This is a genomic window from Rhizobacter sp. LjRoot28, from assembly GCF_964253025.1.
GTDB lineage: Bacteria > Pseudomonadota > Gammaproteobacteria > Burkholderiales > Burkholderiaceae_C > Rhizobacter.
Window position 1 is genome coordinate 3,629,186 of the sequence record NZ_CAXUQC020000001.1, and the last position, 16,246, is coordinate 3,645,431.

A 16,246-nucleotide genomic window follows, 5' to 3' on the forward strand; every position below is an offset into this window, starting at 1 on the left:
CACTACCGTTGGCAGAGGGACGTTGCTCGTCGGACCTTCGATCCCGTCAGACCGTCACATAACAGGAGATAGAGAGATGAACTTGAAATCCAACATGAAGCAGATCTCGGCTGCGGTCGCGCTGGGCATGGCATTCGTCGGCCACGCCTCCGCCCAGGAGGTCGTGAAGATCGGCTTCTCCGGACCGCTCAGCGGCGGTGCGGCCCTGTACGGCAAGAACGTCCTCGACGGCATGCAACTCGCAGTCAGCGAGATCAACGCCCAAGGCCTGGAAGTGGGAGGGAAGAAGTACAAGCTCGAGATCGTCGCACTGGACGACAAGTACAACCCCTCCGAGACTGCCATCAACGCCCAGCGTCTGGTCCAGGAACACAAGACCCCGGCCATCCTCGTGCCGCACTCCGGTGGCAGCCTGGCACTGCAGGTGAACAACGAGCAGAACAAGTACCTGCTGCTGTCGTACACCAGCGTGCCGCAGGTCACCGCCCGCGGCAACAAGCTGACGCTGCGCATTCCGCCGGAATTCACCTCCTACGTGCCGGCCTTCGTCAAGCATGCGATGGGCAAGTACGGCAAGAACCTCGCGTTCGCCCACGGCGACCACGACTACGCCAAGGCCTGGACCGCCGCGTTCAAGCCGGCCTGGGAGGCCGCGGGCGGCAAGGTCGTCATCGAGAATCCCATGTCGTACAACCGTGCGGCCGACTTCTACAGCGGTGTGAGCCGCGCGCTCGCCGCCAAGCCGGACGTCATGTTCATCGGCGGTGCGTCCGAGCCCACCGGCCTCGTGATCAAGCAGGCGCGTGAACTGGGCTTCAAGGGCGGCTTCGTGATCATCGACCAGGCCAAGATGGACGAGATCGGCAAGATCACCGGCGGCTACCAGCCGCTGGAAGGCTCCATCGGCGTGCTGCCGCTGATCGAAGACGGCACTGCGGACGCCAAGGCCTTCGTCGGCCGCTTCAAGCAAGCCTATCCCGGCCGTGACCCGAGCTCGGAAGTCTCGCTGAACTACACCGCCGTTCATGCCACCGCCATCGCCATGAAGCTGGCCGGCACGGTGACCGATGCCACCGCCATCCGCGCCAACCTCGACAAGGCCATGAAGGCCCTGCCGCCGGCACGCAATCCCAACAGCCTCGATGGCGTTGACGAAAAGGGCGGCACGCTGGCTGACACCCGCGTCGCCGTCATCGAGGCTGGCAAGGTCAAGGAAGTCAAGCTCAGCTCGCTGAAGTAAGGCGCACCGGCGGTCGACCACCGCCTTTCCGACCGGGCCGGTGCGCGCAAGTGCACCGGCCTTTTTGTTTCCGCATGCGGCTTCATGACGAATGCGGAGGGAACAGCGGGCGGCGATCGCGGACTCAAGGGCGTTGCAGCACCAACGCACCGCCCCTTCCCTGGTGGGTCAGCAAACAGGCAGCCACTGGCACGAGGCACGTGCGCCGGTGGGTCCGGCGGCTCGGCTAGCGTCCGAGGTCCTTGGCTCATTGATATTGGCTCATGGCTCATGGCTCATGGCTCATGGCTCATGGCTCATGGCTCACGGCTCACGGCACAAGGCACAGGGCACAGGGCACAGGGCACAGGGCACAGGGCACAGGGCGCAAGGCACAAGGCTCTTGGGCCGAAACGTCAGGCGCTGATTCCAACTGCGGCCTGCGGCCCGGGGGCTCTGGGCTCAGGGCTCAGGGCTCCGGCTCCACGCAGAAAGCTCGCTGGCCACCAAGGTGATCGATCGTCCGCCATGCCGTCCCCGCCAACGAGGCTGGCCCGACCTGTGCCAGGGCGCCGGCGGCTGCGCCCGGTTTTTCCTCGCCGTCGCAATCCCTGTCAATGCTGCACCGACAACAGGCCCGCGCCACGCTCCTCGACTCGTACAACCGAAGGACTCCCATGAACACACGCACTCGTTCCCGCCGCCAGGTCCTCCTCGCGGCCCTGGCCGCCGCTGCAGCGGCGGCCAGGGCCCCGCAGGCTCATGCGCAATCGTGGCCAGCGCGGCCCATCCGCATCGTCGTGCCCTACCCCCCCGGGGGCTTCACGGACGTCACGGCGCGGCTCATCGCGCAGAAGCTGCAGGAGCGGCTCGGCCAACCGGTCACGGTGGACAACCGCCCGGGTGCCAACGGCATCATCGGTACCGACGCCGTGGCCAAGGCAGCGCCCGACGGCTATACCTTCGGCGTCGTCATCGCGGCCTATGCCGCCAACACGACGCTGTACGCCAAGCTACCCTACGACCCGCAGAAGGACCTGGCGCCCGTCTCGCTCATCGGGCTGTCTCCGCTCGTGGCCGCGGTGAACCCGAACGCACCCTTCAAGACCGCGAAGGAACTGGTGGAGCATGCCCGCCGCAACCCCGGCAAGGTCAGCTTCGCGTCCAGCGGCAACGGGTCGGCTGCCCACCTCACGACGGAACTGCTGAAGGCCCGTACCGGCGCCTACATGGTTCACATCCCCTACCGCGGTGCGGCCCCGGCGCTCACCGACCTGATGGGCGGCCAAGTGGAACTGTTCTTCGATGCCGCATCCGGCCTGCTTGCACCCGGCAAGGCGGGCAAGGTGCGGCTGATCGGCGTGGCGAGCGACGAGCGCCTGCCTGCGGCGCCCGACGTGCCCACCTTCATCGAGCAGGGCATCACCGGCTTCACCGGCAGCACCTGGGCCGGGATGCTCGCGCCCGCCGGCACGCCGCGCGACGTGGTGAAGCGGATGGCCGACGAGATCGGGCAGATCGTCCGTCAGGACGATGTGCGCGCCCGCCTGGAAGGCATGGGCACGGTGCCCGTCGGCAACTCACCCGAGGAGTTCGAACGCTTCATCGGCGAGGAAACGCGCAAGTGGGGAGATGTGATCCGCCGGGCCAAGGTCACGCTGGATTGACGGGGGTCGGCGGCTCGACCACGGCCGACCCGGGCGAACGTCCGGCCCGAGGCCAAGCCGCAAGCAGGCCCCGCAATGCCGCGACGAAGGCCAAGGGTTGGTCCACCATGACATGGTGGCCGGCAGCGGGAACCTCGATCCAGGGCATGCCCGACGGGTACTTCGTTCGGATACGCGCAATCATGTCGCGGTCGATCAGCACGGAGTCGGCGCCCCACATCACGGCCACCGGGCACTGGCTCGCCAGCATGTCCTGGGCGGGGCTGCCGATGCGCAGGTGCCGCCAGAGAAAGGGATCGAAGCGCCAGGTCACCCCGGCGCCATCACCTTGCGGGCCCGGTGCGGGCTTGAGGGAGAGGCGTGCGAGGTGATCTGCGATGAAGAGGTTCTCGCAGGGCTGCAGTGGCGCGAAGCGATAGCGGGCCAGCGCCGATGCGATGTCCGGGTACACCGCATTCTCGCGAAGGCTCGACTCACCCGACTCCCGCGGCCGATCGCCGCGCTCACGACGCTGTAGCGGCATGTCGACGGTGACCACGCCCGAGAGCCGCCGCCCGCGGTCAGCGGCGTAGCGAAGCGCGACGAAGGCCCCGAAGGAATGGGCGACGGCCACCGGAGGCCGGCCGGCGGCGAAGAGACCCGTGGCCTCGGCCACCGCATCCATCTCGTCCACCAGCAGGTCCATCGAATAGCGTTCGCGCCAACCCGAGCCGCCCATGCCCGACCACGACATCGCCACCACGCGGCGCTCCGCGGCGAAGAAGGGCGCGATGAAGCTCCACCAGTCGGCGTGCGCACGGTTGCCATGCAGCAGCAGCAGGCCGGGCTGACCGATGTCACCCCAGGCCAAGGTCTCGATGTCCGCCCCGTGGACGTGCACCGTCGTGCGCTGCGGCGCCTGCGCCAGGGCGGCGTCGAACCAGGGCGGGCGCGCTGGCGGCATGCCGCCCAGCGCAGCCAGCGGCGCCCGCATGTTCTCGGTGGGCGCAGGTTGCACGGCAGCCTCCGGCCGGCCGGCGTCGACCGTGCCGGCCGCCTCGTGACGCGCGCTCATGCGGCAGCCGCCTGCACGACCAGCCGCTTGAGTTCGGCCTTCATGAGCTTGCCGTTCACGTTGCGGGGGAGCATCTCGGTGCTGAACAGGATGGCCACGGGCACCTTGAACGCCGCCAGGCGCTCGGCCACGAAGGCCCGCAGTTCGGCCTCAGTGGCCGTGTGGCCCGCCTTGAGCGTGACCGCCGCGACCGGCTCCTCGCCCAAGGTGCGGTGCGGCCGGCCCACCACCCCGGCATCGACGACGGACGGATGCTCATAGAGCGCCGCCTCCACCTCCGAGCAATAGATGTTCTCTCCGCCGCGGATGAGCATGTCCTTCTTGCGGTCGACGATGAAGAGGAAGCCCTCCTCGTCCATGTAGGCGAGGTCGCCTGTTTTCACCCAGCCGTCGACGAAGGTCGCTGCGGTCGCCTCCGGGTTGTTCCAGTAGCCCTTGACCACGTTGGGGCCACGCGCCCACAGCTCGCCCACCTGGTGAGGCGGCAGGGCTTGCCCCTGGTCATCGGCAATGCGCATGTCGCAGATGGGCAGGGCCGGCCCGCTGCTGTCGGGGCGGCGAACATAGTCTTCACCGCCATGGCTGGAGAAGGTGGCGGAGGTCTCGGTCATGCCCCAGCCGAGGCCGGGCGACGACTGCGGGAAGACCTCCTTGATGCGGCGAACCAGCTCCGGCGAGGCCGGGGCGCCGCCATAGGAGACCGACTCCAGGCTCGACAGGTCGTAGCGCTCGCGCGCGGGATGCTCGACGATCTGCCATGCGATGGTCGGCACACCGCCCGCCTGGGTGCAGCGCTCGCGTTCGATGAGGCTCATCGCATGCTCGACGTCCCACCGGTGCATGCAGACGATCTTGGTGCCGGCATACACGGCGGCGCACAGGATGGCCTGGCAGCCGGTCGTGTGGAAGAAGGGAATGGCCAGCAACACGGCCCGCTGGAACTTGCGATCCTCCGGCTTGGGCACCGGCTCGCCCCTGCGCCAGAAGCTGCGCTGCGCGGAGAAGCTGCCGGCCAGCACCGTGCTCGTCGACGCCCGATGCGTGCCGAGCGCTCCCTTCTGTCGGCCGGTGGTGCCCGAGGTGTAGAACAAGGTGGCGTCGTCCTCCGGCAGCAGGGACAGGTCAGGCAGCGGCCGCTCCGGAAGTTCATGCCACTGGTTCACCGGACCGAGCAAGTCGGCGAGCGACGCGACGCCGAGGCGGCCGAGGCCCGGTGCCACGGGATGAGCCGCGGCACCGCGGGCCACATACACCTTCTCCAGGGCCGGACAGGCGGCAAGGTGCGGCGCGATCCGGTCCCAGCGCTCTGCATCGAGCAAGGCCACCTTGGCGCCGGAGTCGGTCAAGCCGAACTCCAGTTCGTGCCCGGTGCCCCACGCATTGAGCGGTGTCGCGATGGCCCCGACCAGCACGGCGGCGAAATAGGCCACCGGCCACTCCGGAATGTTGCGCATCGCGATCGCGACGCGGTCGCCCTTCACCACGCCATCGGCCACCAGGCGCTCTGCAAGCACCAACGTGGCGCGGGCGAAGGCCTCGAAGCTGGCCCGGTCGTTCTCGAAGACAAGGAAGGTGGCAGCGCCATGGCTTCGGCCGGCCAGGAATACCTCCCTCAGCGTGGGCGGCGCGTGCTTCCAGACGCGCAGCCGCACGCCGCGGATCTCCAGCTCCTCCATTTCGAAGGCGCTGCCAGGCGCCGTCATCAGGGCGTGGGCTCGCTCGATCGACATCACGGGCCAGGGCTTGGGATCGTTCATGGGAGCAGTTCCGAAGAGCGGCCAGGAGCCGCGGGCAGGCCGAGGAGGAAGGGCGCCGGGCAAACCCGCCGCGAGGACGGCGGACCGAGCCGCGGCTGTCGCGCGTTCAGATCGTCGTGCCGCCGTCCACGACCAGGCTCTGGCCGGTCATGAAGGAGCCCGCCGGCGAAGCCAGGAACACCGCTGCGCCCGCGATCTCGTCAGGCTCGCCGATGCGACGCAGCGGCGTGGTCGAGGTGGCGCGCTTGAGCGTCTCGGGGTTCTCCCACAGCGCCTTGGCGAAGTCGGTCTTGATGAGGCCCGGGGCGATGCAGTTCACGCGCACGTTGTGGGGGCCGTACTCGACCGCGAGGTTGCGCGCCAGCTGGAAGTCAGCCGCCTTCGAGATGTTGTAGGCACCGATGACCGGCGAGCCGCGCAGGCCGCCGATGCTGGAGACGATGATGATCGCGCCATCCTTGCGCTCGACCATCTGCGGCACGGCGAAGTTGATCAGCCAGTGGTTGGCGATGACGTTGTTCTCGAGGATCTTGCGGAACTGGTCATCCTCGATGCCGGCCATCGGGCCGTAGTAGGGATTGGATGCCGCATTGCACACGACGATGTCCACCTTGCCAAGCTGGCGGGTCGTCTCGTCGACCAGGTGCTTGAGGTCGTCCTTGGACGAGATGTTGGCGGGGATCGAGATCGCCGAGCCGGCGCCGTGCGCCGCGTTGATCTCGGCCGCCACCTCGGCGCAGGGCTCGGGCTTGCGGGAGGAGATCACCACCTTGGCGCCCTGCTCGGCCATGCGCTGGGCGATGGCACGGCCGATGCCGCGGGACGAGCCGGTGATGATGGCCACCTTGCCGGAAAGGGAGAAGAGAGAGGTCATGGTTCGATCCTGTGAAGGTTGAAGAAGGGACGCAAGGGAATCGGAATGGGCGCCGGACGCCGGCGGCGCGGCGCGCATCTGCTAGGGTGGAGTCCCCACGGCCGCGGCTGACCGGGGCTTGGAAAACATATCAGACTGACTGAAGGTGAAGAGACATGAGCATTCGTTTTGACGGCAAGGTGGCCATCGTGACCGGAGCGGGCGGCGGGCTCGGACGGCAGCACGCGCTTGCCCTGGCCGCTCGCGGCGCGAAAGTCGTGGTGAACGACCTGGGGCGCGCGGCTGCCGAAGGGGGCGAGACCCCGGCCGAGGCGGTGGTGCGCGAGATCGTTGCCGCGGGCGGGGAAGCGCGGGCCAACAACGCATCGGTCACTGACGTGACGGCGGTGGAGTCCATGGTCCGGGAAACGGTGGCCGCATGGGGCCGCGTCGACATCCTCGTGAACAACGCCGGCATCCTGCGCGACAAGAGCTTCACAAAGATGTCGATCGACGACTTCCGCCTCGTCGTTGACGTGCACCTCATGGGCTCGGCCATCTGCACCAAGGCCGTGTGGGACCTGATGAAATCGCAGGGCTACGGGCGCATCGTGATGACCACCTCGTCGTCCGGCCTCTACGGCAACTTCGGCCAGTCGAACTACGGAGCGGCCAAGATGGCCCTCGTCGGCCTGATGCAGACGCTGTCGATCGAAGGCGCCAAGGACAACATCCGGGTGAACTGCCTCGCACCGACGGCCGCCACCGCCATGACCGAAGGCCTGATGCCGGCGGCCGTGCTGGAAAAGCTCAAGCCGGAGGCGGTCTCGCCGGGCCTGCTGTACCTCGTGTCCGAGGACGCGCCCACCCGCGCCATCCTGTGCGCCGGCGCGGGCTCCTTCGAACGCGCCTATGTGACGCTCACGCAGGGCGTGCACCTCGGCCTTGCCGACGACACGCCAGAGCGCGTCGCCGAGCAGTTTGACGCCATCTCGGCCCGTGACGACGAGACCGTGCCCGAGTCGGGCAGCGCCCAGGGGCGCATCGAGGTCGGCAAGGCGCTGCAGCAAGGCTGATGCTCCGACGGGGCGATCAGCCCCGGTACTTGTCGTACTCGAGCCGGGCGATGGTGCGGTTGTGCACCTCGTCCGGGCCGTCGGCGATGCGCATCGTGCGCATGCTGGCGTACTGCTTGGCCAGGCCCGCGTCGGCCGACACACCGGCCGCGCCAAAGGCCTGGATGGCGTCGTCGATGATCTTCAACGCCATGCGCGGCGCCTGCACCTTGATCATCGCGATCTCGAGCCGCGCCACCTTGTTGCCGACCTTGTCCATCATGTCGGCGGCCTTCAGGCACAGCAGTCGGGTCATCTCGATGTCGATGCGGGCGGTGGCCACCCGCTCCTCCCACAGCGAGTGTTCAGACAGGCGCTTGCCGAAGGCGACGCGCGAATGCAGCCGCCGCACCAGCTTCTCCAGCGCCACCTCCGCGCTGCCGATGGAACGCATGCAGTGATGGATGCGGCCCGGGCCCAGCCGGCCCTGGGCGATCTCGAAGCCGCGGCCTTCACCCAGCAGCAGGTTGGCCGCCGGCACGCGCACGTCGCGGAAGACCACCTCGGCATGGCCGTGGGGTGCGTCGTCGAAGCCGAACACCGGCAGCATGCGGACGATCTCGACCCCCGGCGTGTCGAGCGGCACGAGGATCTGCGACTGCTGCGCGTGGCGCGGCGCATCCGGATTGGTCTTGCCCATGACGATGGCCAGCTTGCAACGCGGGTCACCCACGCCGGATGACCACCACTTGCGGCCGTTGATGACGTAGTGATCGCCGTCGCGGCGAATCTCGGTCTCGATGTTGGTCGCGTCGCTGGAGGCGACCTCCGGCTCCGTCATCAGGAAGGCCGAGCGGATCTGGCCCTCGAGCAGGGGCTGCAGCCACTGGCGCTTGTGTTCGTCGTTGCCGTAGCGGCTCAGCACTTCCATGTTCCCGGTGTCCGGCGCCGAGCAGTTGAACACCTCGGATGCGAAGCCGACCTTGCCCATTTCCTCGGCGCACAGGGCGTACTCGAGGTTCGTGAGGCCCGCGCCCTTGAACGGGCTGTCCTCGGGCAGCGAGTCACGTGGCAGGAAGAGGTTCCAGAGCCCCTCCGCCTTGGCCACCGCCTTCAATTCCTCGACCACCGGCACCACCTGCCAGCGGTTCTCGCCGAAGCCCTTCATCTGGGCGGCATACACCGGCACGGCCGGAAGGATGTGGCGCTGCATGAAGTCCTTGACGCGCCCTTGCCAGTGGGACTGGCGCTCCGACATTGAAAAGTCCATGGTTCTTCCCGGTTGCTTCGGCGACGTGCCGCATCAAGGAACACGTTAGCAGAACGAAGCCTGCATTTCAGCACCTTGGTGACACGCTTTAGAAGCTCGGGTATGGACTTACCCGAGGGTCCGCACGATGCTGCAGCGCAGCTAGGTGTTTGCCCTCGCAATGAATGCCCGCGGCTGCTACATCATGTGTCGGCGCATTGTGCGACGGCCGCTGCCACGCAACCGCCACGCGCCGTGCACTCGGGATCGCCAGGAACCGAAGAACGGGTATGCCGCCGCACAGCGCATCCCGCCGAACGCCACCGCCCACCCGGACGCCCAACGATGAGCTCGTACATCCTGCGCCGCCTGCTCGGCCTGATTCCCACGCTGTTCTTCGCGAGCGTCATCGTGTTCGTGACGGTGCGCCTCATCCCAGGCGACGTCATCGACCTGATGCTGGCCGAGAACGACATCTCGGCCGCCCAGCTCTCCCGCGAGCAGCTCCTGGCCACCCTGGGCCTCGACCGCCCGATGTGGGAACAGTACCTGCGATGGGTGGGCGGCATCGTGCTCCATGGCGATCTCGGCAACTCGCTGTGGGAAGGCACGCCGGTGTGGGATGAGCTTGCACGGCGGCTGCCGGTCAGTTTCGAGCTCGGTCTCATGGCGCTCATCTTCGCGCTCGCGCTCGCCGTGCCGATCGGCGTGTACTCGGCCGTCCGTCAGGACACCACGGGCGACTACGTCACCCGCTCGTTCTCCATCCTGATGCTGGCCGTGCCGAGTTTCTGGGTCGGCACCATGGTGATGGTCTTCCCTTCACTGTGGTGGGGATGGTCGCCGCCCGTCGACTTCGTCCGCTTCGCCGAGGATCCGCTGCTGAACCTCAAGAACCTGCTGCTGCCCGCAATCGTGCTGGGCATGGGCCTTTCGGCCGTCACGATGCGCATGACCCGCACCATGACGCTCGAGGTGCTGCGCCAGGACTACATCCGCACGGCATGGGCCAAGGGCCTCGACGAGCGTCGGGTCGTGTGGCGCCATGCGATGCGCAACGCGCTCATCCCGGTCGTGACCCTGGTCGGCCTGCAGGCGCCCTTGCTGATCGGAGGCGCCGTGATCATCGAACAGATCTTCGTCATTCCCGGCATGGGGCTCATGCTGATCGACGCCGTGACCCAGCGCGACTACCCGGTGATCACGGGAGTGTTTCTCGTCGTGGGCGTGGGCGTGATGCTCATCAACCTGGCCGTGGACCTGAGCTACGGCCTGCTCGATCCCCGCGTGAGGCAAGGATGACGATGGACACCGCAGCACCCACGACCCTCGCCATCCCGCCCCGCCGCCGCGTCTTCCCGGGCGTTCGGCTGGCCTGGCGCATCTGGCGATTGACCGCCCGCATGTTCCGCGAGAAGCCCCTCGGCGCGGCCGGCGGCACGATCTTCCTGCTCTTCCTCTTCTGCGGCGTGTTCGCCGACGTGCTGGCGCCCTACGGCATGAACGACATCAATCCCATCGACCGCCTCAAGGCGCCATCGTGGGCGTATCCGTTCGGCACGGACAACCTCGGCCGCGACGTTCTGTCGCGCTGCCTGTACGGGGCGCAGCTCTCCGTCATCATCAGCCTGTCGGCCGCCACCCTCGCCACCGTCGTGTCGCTCGTGATCGGCGTGGTAAGCGGCTACCTCGGTGGCAAGGTCGACATGCTGGTGCAGCGGTTCGTCGATGCCTGGATGAGCTTTCCCGATCTGGTCATCCTCATCGTAGTCGTCTCGGTGATGGGGCCGGGCATGGGCACCGTCATCGGCACGCTCGGGCTGCTGCTGGGCATCGGCGGCTCGCGCATCGTGCGCAGCGCGGTGGTGTCGGTGCGCGAGAACATGTATGTCCATGCCGCCCAGTCGATTGGTGCCTCGACCCCGCGCATCCTCTGGAAGCACATCGTGCCGAACGTGCTGCCGCCGGTGATCGTGCTCTTCACCACGCGCATCGGCGCCGTGATCCTGGCGGAGTCGGGCCTCGCCTTCCTCGGCCTCGGTGTTCCGCCGCCGGCCCCCACCTGGGGCGGCATGCTGTCCGGCTCCGGACGGCAGTTCATGTTCGACGGGCCTTGGCTGGCGCTCGCGCCAGGCCTGTGCCTCACGGTGGTGGTCTATGCCACGAACGTCTTCGGTGACGCCTTGCGTGACCTGCTCGACCCGCGCATGCGCGGTGCCCGCTGACCCGTCGGCCGACGGCTGTCGGCCTCGCCCGTTCCGCCTTCCCGATAAGGAGCCCCCGATGTCAATGCGCTGGACCCTGAAGACCCTCACCGCCGCACTTGCGCTCGTCGCCCTGCCCTGGTCTGCCGCGGCTCAAGGCGCACCGCAGTACGGCGGGCAGCTGACCATCGGCACGCCGTACATCACGCTCACCGCCCTGTCATGGGACCCCGCCGATTTCAACTGGAAGCACAACGTGGACACCGGGTTGGTGTACGAACAGCTCTTCGCGGCCGACCTCGGCAAGTCCAAGCGCAATGGCGGCAAGTTTCCCTTCTACGCGGACGCCTGGCTGCATCCGGAGGCGCTGCGCGGTGAACTGGCCGAGAAGTGGGAGTGGAAGCAGAACCCGCTGCGGGTGGAGATCCAGCTGCGCAAAGGCGTCATGTTCCCCGCCAAGGCGGGCGTCATGGAGGCCCGCGAACTGACGGCCGAGGATGTCGTCTTCAGCTACGAGCGGCTCAACAAGAGCTCGAAGAAGATCGCCGGCTACTTCGACCATATCGACAAGGTGGAGGCGACGGGCAAGCACACGGTGGTGTTCACCTTCAACAGCTACAACGCCGAATGGGACTACCGCTTCGGCTGGGGCTACTACTCCGCGATCGTGCCCAAGGAGGTCGTGGCCGCCGGGGCGAACAACTGGCGCAACGCCAACGGCACGGGCCCCTACATGCTGTCCGACTACGTGCAGGGCAACTCCTTCAGCTACACGAAGAACACCGGCTACTGGGACAGCGAGACCATCGGCGGCAAGGCCTACAAGCTGCCGTTCGCCGACAAGATCGTCTACCGCACGATCAAGGACGAATCCACCTGGCTCACCGCCCTGCGGACCGGCAAGATCGACGTGCTGGAGGCGGTGCGCTGGAGTGCGGTGGACGAACTGAAGCGGAGTGCGCCGCAACTGAAGTGGTCGCGCTGGCTCGGCATGACCAGCACCTACCTCGCCATGCGCATGGACACCAAGCCGTTCGATGACATCCGCGTACGCCGTGCACTCAACATGGCGGTGAACAAGCAGGAGATCCTCAAGTCGTACTTCGGCGGCCATGCCGAAATGCTCGGCTTTCCCCAGCATCCGGACTACATCGGTTCCTACGAGCCGCTCGACGCCATGCCGCCGTCGGTGAAGGAGCTCTTCACCTACGACCCGGTCAAGGCGAAGAAGCTGCTGGCCGAGGCCGGCTACCCGAACGGCTTCACGTTCAAGGTCCAGGCCACGAGCGTCAGCATGGAGCAGGACCTGCTCGCCATGCTGGGCGCCTACCTGGCCAAGGTCGGCGTGAAGATGGAAGTGCAGCAGTTGGAGTACGGCGCCTTCCTCTCGGCGATGACGACCAAGAAGCACGCAGCCGGCTACTTCATGACCAACTCGCCCACCAATCCCACGACCTCGCTGCGCAAGCAGTTCGTCACCGGGCAGCAGTGGAACGTCTCCATGTACGCCGATGCCGACTTCGACCGCCGCTTCAACGCCATCCTGGTGGAGCCCGACGAGCGCCGCCGGCTGGCGATGACCAAGCTGATGACGCGCGAGGTGCTCGAGAAGGCGCCGTACATCTGGCTGCCGGTGCAGTACACCTACACCGCCTGGTGGCCCTGGGTGAAGAACTACGGTGGCGAGCTGCGTGCGGGCGCCGTGCGCCCGGGCCCCATCCACGCCCGCATGTGGGTCGACCAGGAACTGAAGAAGAAGATGGGTTTCTGACCATGGCCGAGCCGCTGCTGCGCGTGCGCGGGCTCACCACCCGCTTCAAGACCGACCGTGGCCTGGTCGCCGCGGTGGACGATGTCTCGTTCGACGTGGACGCCGGCGAGACGTTGGCCATCGTCGGCGAGTCGGGTTCAGGCAAGAGCGTGACCGCCATGTCCATCATGCGGCTCATTCCCTCGCCTCCCGGGCGCATCGAACGGGGCGAGATCCTGTTTGCCGGGCAGGACCTGCTCAAGCTGACCGACGCGCAGATGAGGTCGGTGCGCGGCAACCGGATTGCCATGATCTTCCAGGAGCCGATGTCATCGCTGAACCCGGCTCTGACCGTCGGCTACCAGATCGCCGAGCCCATGAACCTCCACCGACGCCTGCCCTGGCGGCAGGCCCTCGACAAGGCGGTGGAACTCATCTCGCGCGTGCGGATGCCGGATGCGCAGTCCCGGCGTGACGCCTATCCGCACCAGTTCTCGGGCGGCATGCGCCAGCGCGCCATGATCGCCATGGCCATGGCGTGCGAGCCGCAACTGATCATTGCCGACGAGCCCACTACTGCCCTCGACGTGACGGTGCAGGCGCAGATCCTCGATCTGCTGAAGGAGCTCGCCACCAAGGTGAACTCGGCGCTCATCCTCATCACCCACGACCTGGGCGTCGTCGCCCGCTACGCCGATCGGGTCGTCGTGATGTACGCCGGCCGGGTGGTCGAGACCGCACCCGCGTCCGACCTGTACCGACGCCCTCGCCATCCGTACACCCAGGGCCTGATGGCCTCCGTCCCGCGGCTCGACAGCGACACCGCGCAGCGCCTGATCCCGATCGAAGGCCAGCCTCCCGACCTGGCCGCGCTGCCCGGCGGCTGCGCCTTCGCGCCGCGCTGCCGCCTCGCCATGGACCGGTGCCGCACCGAACGTCCGGTGCTCATGGAAGTCCCCGGTTCGGGCCCTCGTCACATGAAAGCGTGCTTCGCCGATGTCTGAGACCACTGCCCGCTCCGTCGGCCCCGCGGCCGTGCCCGCAGCGCCATTGCCGTCGGGCGTCGCCTCGCCGGCGCCCGGCGCCGAGGAGGTGCTCCGGGTCGACAACCTGTCCGTGCACTTTCCGGTAGGGTCCCGCCTGCCGTTCGGTCGGCCGCGGGCCACGGTGAAGGCCGTGGACGGCGTGTCGTTCTCCCTGCGCCGCGGCGAGACGCTCGGCCTCGTGGGCGAGTCCGGCTGTGGCAAGTCGACCACCGGGCTCGCGGTGCTGCGCATGCTGGAGCCCACGGGCGGGCGAATCGAGTTCGAAGGCCAGGACATCACGCGTTTCGACAAGAAGCGCATGCGCCCGCTGCGGCGCGGCATGCAGATGGTCTACCAGGACCCGTACGGATCCCTGAACCCGCGCATGCGGGTGCGCGACCTGGTCGGCGAGCCGCTGGCGGTGCATCGGCTGGTGCGCAACCAGGCCGAGTACGACGAACGCGTCGGCGCGCTGCTCGCGACGGTCGGCCTGCTGCCCCACATGGCCGACCGCTATCCGCACGAATTCTCGGGCGGCCAGCGCCAGCGCATCGGCATTGCCCGCGCGTTGGCGCTCGAGCCGAGCCTGATCATCTGCGATGAGCCCGTGTCGGCGCTCGACGTCTCCATCCAGGCGCAGGTGGTGAACGTGCTCGTCGAGCTGCAGCAACGCCTGGGGCTGTCGTACCTCTTCATCGCCCATGACCTGGCGGTGGTGCGCCACATCAGCCACCGCATCGCGGTGATGTACCTCGGCCGCATCGTCGAGATCGCCAGCCGCGACGACCTGTACGCGCGGCCGCAGCACCCCTACACGCAGGCCCTGATGTCGGCCGTGCCGGTGGCCGACCCCGAGGTGGAGCGTCGGCGGCCGCGCGTGCCCGTGCTGGGCGAAGTGCCGAGTGCGCTGAGGCCGCCGTCGGGCTGCCGATTCCATCCGCGCTGCCCGCACGCCATGCCGGTCTGCAAGACGGTGGACCCGGTGCTCATGGCCTCGGGTGCCGACCGGGCGGTGGCCTGCCACCTCGTCCATCCGCCCGGCGAGCAGGCCGTCTCATCAGCGGCCCCGCTGCTGCAGCGCAACGCCGCCGTGCTGGGCTGACGGCATAATTCCCGACCTCTTTCTCGCGCCACCACCCTTCGATGTCTGCCGTCCAGACCCAGCGTTATCAGGAAAAGCGCGAAGCCATCCTCAGTGCCGCGGCCTTGCAGTTCAACCAGCATGGCGTCAAGGGCGCCACCCTGGCCGAGATCGCCAGCAGCGTGGGGCTCGTGACCAACAGCGTCACCTACTACTACCGCAAGAAGGAAGACCTCGCGAGCGCCTGCTTCCAGCGCTCGATCGACGCCTTCATGCAGGTGGCGACGGCCGCGGCGGCCGAGCGCCACGTGACCGCGCGCATCGTTGCCTACTGCCGCGGCCTGGCCCGGCTGTTCGCTGCGGTCGACGAAGGCAGCCATCCGCCCCTCGTGCTGTTCAATGACATGCGGGCCCTGCCGAGCCCGCAGTTCGAGGCGGTGTCGAAGGCCTACACCGCGATGTTCAGGAAGGTCCGCGATTTGCTGCGCTCGCCGGAGACGGCGAGCCTCAGCCGGGCGGACCTGTCCACCCGCGCCTACGCCCTGCTGTCGCTGGGCCACTGGATGCGTGCATGGATCGCGCGGCACGAGATCGTCGAGTACGTCGACGTGGCAGACCGCGTGAGCGACATCGTCATCCGCGGCAGCGCGCCCGACCCGGCCGCCTGGACGGCGGCCAGCGAGCAGGAGCGCAGCTGGACGTTCCGGCGGGATGCCGATCCCACGGCCGAGGCCTTCCTGCGCGCCGCCTCCCACATGGTGAACGAGCAGGGCTACCGCGGTGCCTCGGTCGACAAGATCTCCGCCATGCTCAATGTCACCAAGGGCTCGTTCTACCACCACAACGACAACAAGGAAGACCTGGTCTGGGCCTGCTTCGAGCGGAGCTTCGACATCATCCGCACCGCCCTCACCCTCGCCGACCGGGACTTCGGCAGCGGTTGGGAACGCGCCTGCGCGTCCACACGGGCCCTGGCCCGCTTCCAGTTGTCGGCCGAAGGACCGATGCTCCGCCACGGCGCCATCACGGCGCTCACCGACCCGGCCCGTCGCGCCGAGGTGACGCGCACCATGAACCGGCTGACCACGCGGCAGACCAGTGTGGTGATCGATGGCCTCATCGACGGCTCGGTGCGGCCGCTTGATCCTACCGTGGCCGGGCACATCGGCACCGGCATCATCAGCGGCGCGGCCGGCCTCGGCCACTGGGTGCAGGGTGTGACCGAACACAACGTGGCCGAACTCTACGTGCGGCCCATGTTCACCGGCATCCTCTGCCCGCCTGCTGCGCGCTGAGCGGGTTCAGCCCGCATCGATGAAGAGGCGCGCGCGT

General features: G+C 67.9%; 13 protein-coding genes. 9 read left to right on the forward strand and 4 right to left on the reverse strand.

What is annotated here, in order from left to right; translation table 11 throughout:
* The first annotated feature begins 76 nt into the window (after window positions 1–76).
* Window positions 77–1,240 (forward strand): ABC transporter substrate-binding protein, encoded by a 1,164-nt coding sequence (locus ACSQ2F_RS16610; RefSeq protein ID WP_436024783.1) that lies wholly within the window; start codon window positions 77–79, stop codon window positions 1,238–1,240.
* 656 nt (window positions 1,241–1,896) lie between these two features.
* Window positions 1,897–2,886 carry a tripartite tricarboxylate transporter substrate binding protein gene (locus tag ACSQ2F_RS16615; RefSeq protein WP_436024785.1) on the forward strand — a complete coding sequence of 330 codons (990 nt, stop codon included), beginning with the start codon at window positions 1,897–1,899 and terminating at the stop codon, window positions 2,884–2,886.
* On the opposite strand, the gene ACSQ2F_RS16620 is transcribed toward ACSQ2F_RS16615, so the two are convergent.
* The 3 genes from ACSQ2F_RS16620 to ACSQ2F_RS16630 form a co-directional block, all read right to left on the reverse strand.
* Window positions 2,873–3,940 carry an alpha/beta fold hydrolase gene (locus tag ACSQ2F_RS16620; protein WP_436024787.1) on the reverse strand — a complete coding sequence of 356 codons (1,068 nt, stop codon included), beginning with the start codon at window positions 3,938–3,940 and terminating at the stop codon, window positions 2,873–2,875. The genes ACSQ2F_RS16615 and ACSQ2F_RS16620 overlap by 14 nt on opposite strands.
* On the reverse strand, window positions 3,937–5,697 hold the full coding sequence (locus tag ACSQ2F_RS16625; RefSeq protein WP_436024789.1) for a class I adenylate-forming enzyme family protein: 1,761 nt from the start codon (window positions 5,695–5,697) through the stop codon (window positions 3,937–3,939). The genes ACSQ2F_RS16620 and ACSQ2F_RS16625 overlap by 4 nt, the downstream gene beginning before the upstream one ends.
* Window positions 5,698–5,803: 106 nt before the next feature.
* Window positions 5,804–6,571: an SDR family oxidoreductase gene (locus ACSQ2F_RS16630; protein WP_436024791.1), complete on the reverse strand. Its 768-nt coding sequence runs from the start codon at window positions 6,569–6,571 to the stop codon at window positions 5,804–5,806.
* Between the two features lie 155 nt (window positions 6,572–6,726).
* Between ACSQ2F_RS16630 and ACSQ2F_RS16635 the strand changes: the two genes are divergently transcribed.
* Window positions 6,727–7,626 (forward strand): SDR family NAD(P)-dependent oxidoreductase, encoded by a 900-nt coding sequence (locus ACSQ2F_RS16635; RefSeq protein WP_436024793.1) that lies wholly within the window; start codon window positions 6,727–6,729, stop codon window positions 7,624–7,626.
* Between the two features lie 16 nt (window positions 7,627–7,642).
* On the opposite strand, the gene ACSQ2F_RS16640 is transcribed toward ACSQ2F_RS16635, so the two are convergent.
* On the reverse strand, window positions 7,643–8,875 hold the full coding sequence (locus ACSQ2F_RS16640; protein ID WP_436024795.1) for an acyl-CoA dehydrogenase family protein: 1,233 nt from the start codon (window positions 8,873–8,875) through the stop codon (window positions 7,643–7,645).
* Between the two features lie 324 nt (window positions 8,876–9,199).
* Between ACSQ2F_RS16640 and ACSQ2F_RS16645 the strand changes: the two genes are divergently transcribed.
* From ACSQ2F_RS16645 to ACSQ2F_RS16670, 6 genes are read left to right on the forward strand one after another with little or no spacing between them, the layout of a single operon-like run.
* Window positions 9,200–10,156 carry an ABC transporter permease gene (locus ACSQ2F_RS16645; protein ID WP_436024797.1) on the forward strand — a complete coding sequence of 319 codons (957 nt, stop codon included), beginning with the start codon at window positions 9,200–9,202 and terminating at the stop codon, window positions 10,154–10,156.
* A 2-nt stretch (window positions 10,157–10,158) separates the two neighbouring features.
* Complete coding sequence (locus tag ACSQ2F_RS16650; RefSeq protein ID WP_436024799.1) at window positions 10,159–11,079, forward strand: ABC transporter permease; 921 nt, start codon at window positions 10,159–10,161, stop codon at window positions 11,077–11,079.
* A gap of 58 nt (window positions 11,080–11,137) precedes the next feature.
* On the forward strand, window positions 11,138–12,829 hold the full coding sequence (locus tag ACSQ2F_RS16655) for an ABC transporter substrate-binding protein (RefSeq protein WP_436024801.1): 1,692 nt from the start codon (window positions 11,138–11,140) through the stop codon (window positions 12,827–12,829).
* A 2-nt stretch (window positions 12,830–12,831) separates the two neighbouring features.
* Window positions 12,832–13,812 (forward strand): ABC transporter ATP-binding protein, encoded by a 981-nt coding sequence (locus ACSQ2F_RS16660; protein ID WP_436024803.1) that lies wholly within the window; start codon window positions 12,832–12,834, stop codon window positions 13,810–13,812.
* Entirely contained in the window at window positions 13,805–14,935 is a 1,131-nt protein-coding gene (locus tag ACSQ2F_RS16665) for an ABC transporter ATP-binding protein (protein ID WP_436024805.1), read from the forward strand. Before ACSQ2F_RS16660 ends, ACSQ2F_RS16665 begins: the two co-directional genes overlap by 8 nt.
* 41 nt (window positions 14,936–14,976) lie before the next feature.
* Complete coding sequence (locus ACSQ2F_RS16670) at window positions 14,977–16,209, forward strand: TetR/AcrR family transcriptional regulator (RefSeq protein WP_436024807.1); 1,233 nt, start codon at window positions 14,977–14,979, stop codon at window positions 16,207–16,209.
* Window positions 16,210–16,246 lie beyond the last annotated feature (37 nt).

Bases quoted from the DNA above. Each gene is read 5' to 3' on its own strand.
- ACSQ2F_RS16610 (WP_436024783.1), top strand. From the start codon at position 77: ATGAACTTGAAATCCAACATGAAGCAGATCTCGGCTGCGGTCGCGCTG.
- ACSQ2F_RS16615 (WP_436024785.1), top strand. From the start codon at position 1,897: ATGAACACACGCACTCGTTCCCGCCGCCAGGTCCTCCTCGCGGCCCTG.
- ACSQ2F_RS16620 (WP_436024787.1), bottom strand. From the start codon at position 3,940: ATGAGCGCGCGTCACGAGGCGGCCGGCACGGTCGACGCCGGCCGGCCG.
- ACSQ2F_RS16625 (WP_436024789.1), bottom strand. From the start codon at position 5,697: ATGAACGATCCCAAGCCCTGGCCCGTGATGTCGATCGAGCGAGCCCAC.
- ACSQ2F_RS16630 (WP_436024791.1), bottom strand. From the start codon at position 6,571: ATGACCTCTCTCTTCTCCCTTTCCGGCAAGGTGGCCATCATCACCGGC.
- ACSQ2F_RS16635 (WP_436024793.1), top strand. From the start codon at position 6,727: ATGAGCATTCGTTTTGACGGCAAGGTGGCCATCGTGACCGGAGCGGGC.
- ACSQ2F_RS16640 (WP_436024795.1), bottom strand. From the start codon at position 8,875: ATGGACTTTTCAATGTCGGAGCGCCAGTCCCACTGGCAAGGGCGCGTC.
- ACSQ2F_RS16645 (WP_436024797.1), top strand. From the start codon at position 9,200: ATGAGCTCGTACATCCTGCGCCGCCTGCTCGGCCTGATTCCCACGCTG.
- ACSQ2F_RS16650 (WP_436024799.1), top strand. From the start codon at position 10,159: ATGGACACCGCAGCACCCACGACCCTCGCCATCCCGCCCCGCCGCCGC.
- ACSQ2F_RS16655 (WP_436024801.1), top strand. From the start codon at position 11,138: ATGTCAATGCGCTGGACCCTGAAGACCCTCACCGCCGCACTTGCGCTC.
- ACSQ2F_RS16660 (WP_436024803.1), top strand. From the start codon at position 12,832: ATGGCCGAGCCGCTGCTGCGCGTGCGCGGGCTCACCACCCGCTTCAAG.
- ACSQ2F_RS16665 (WP_436024805.1), top strand. From the start codon at position 13,805: ATGTCTGAGACCACTGCCCGCTCCGTCGGCCCCGCGGCCGTGCCCGCA.
- ACSQ2F_RS16670 (WP_436024807.1), top strand. From the start codon at position 14,977: ATGTCTGCCGTCCAGACCCAGCGTTATCAGGAAAAGCGCGAAGCCATC.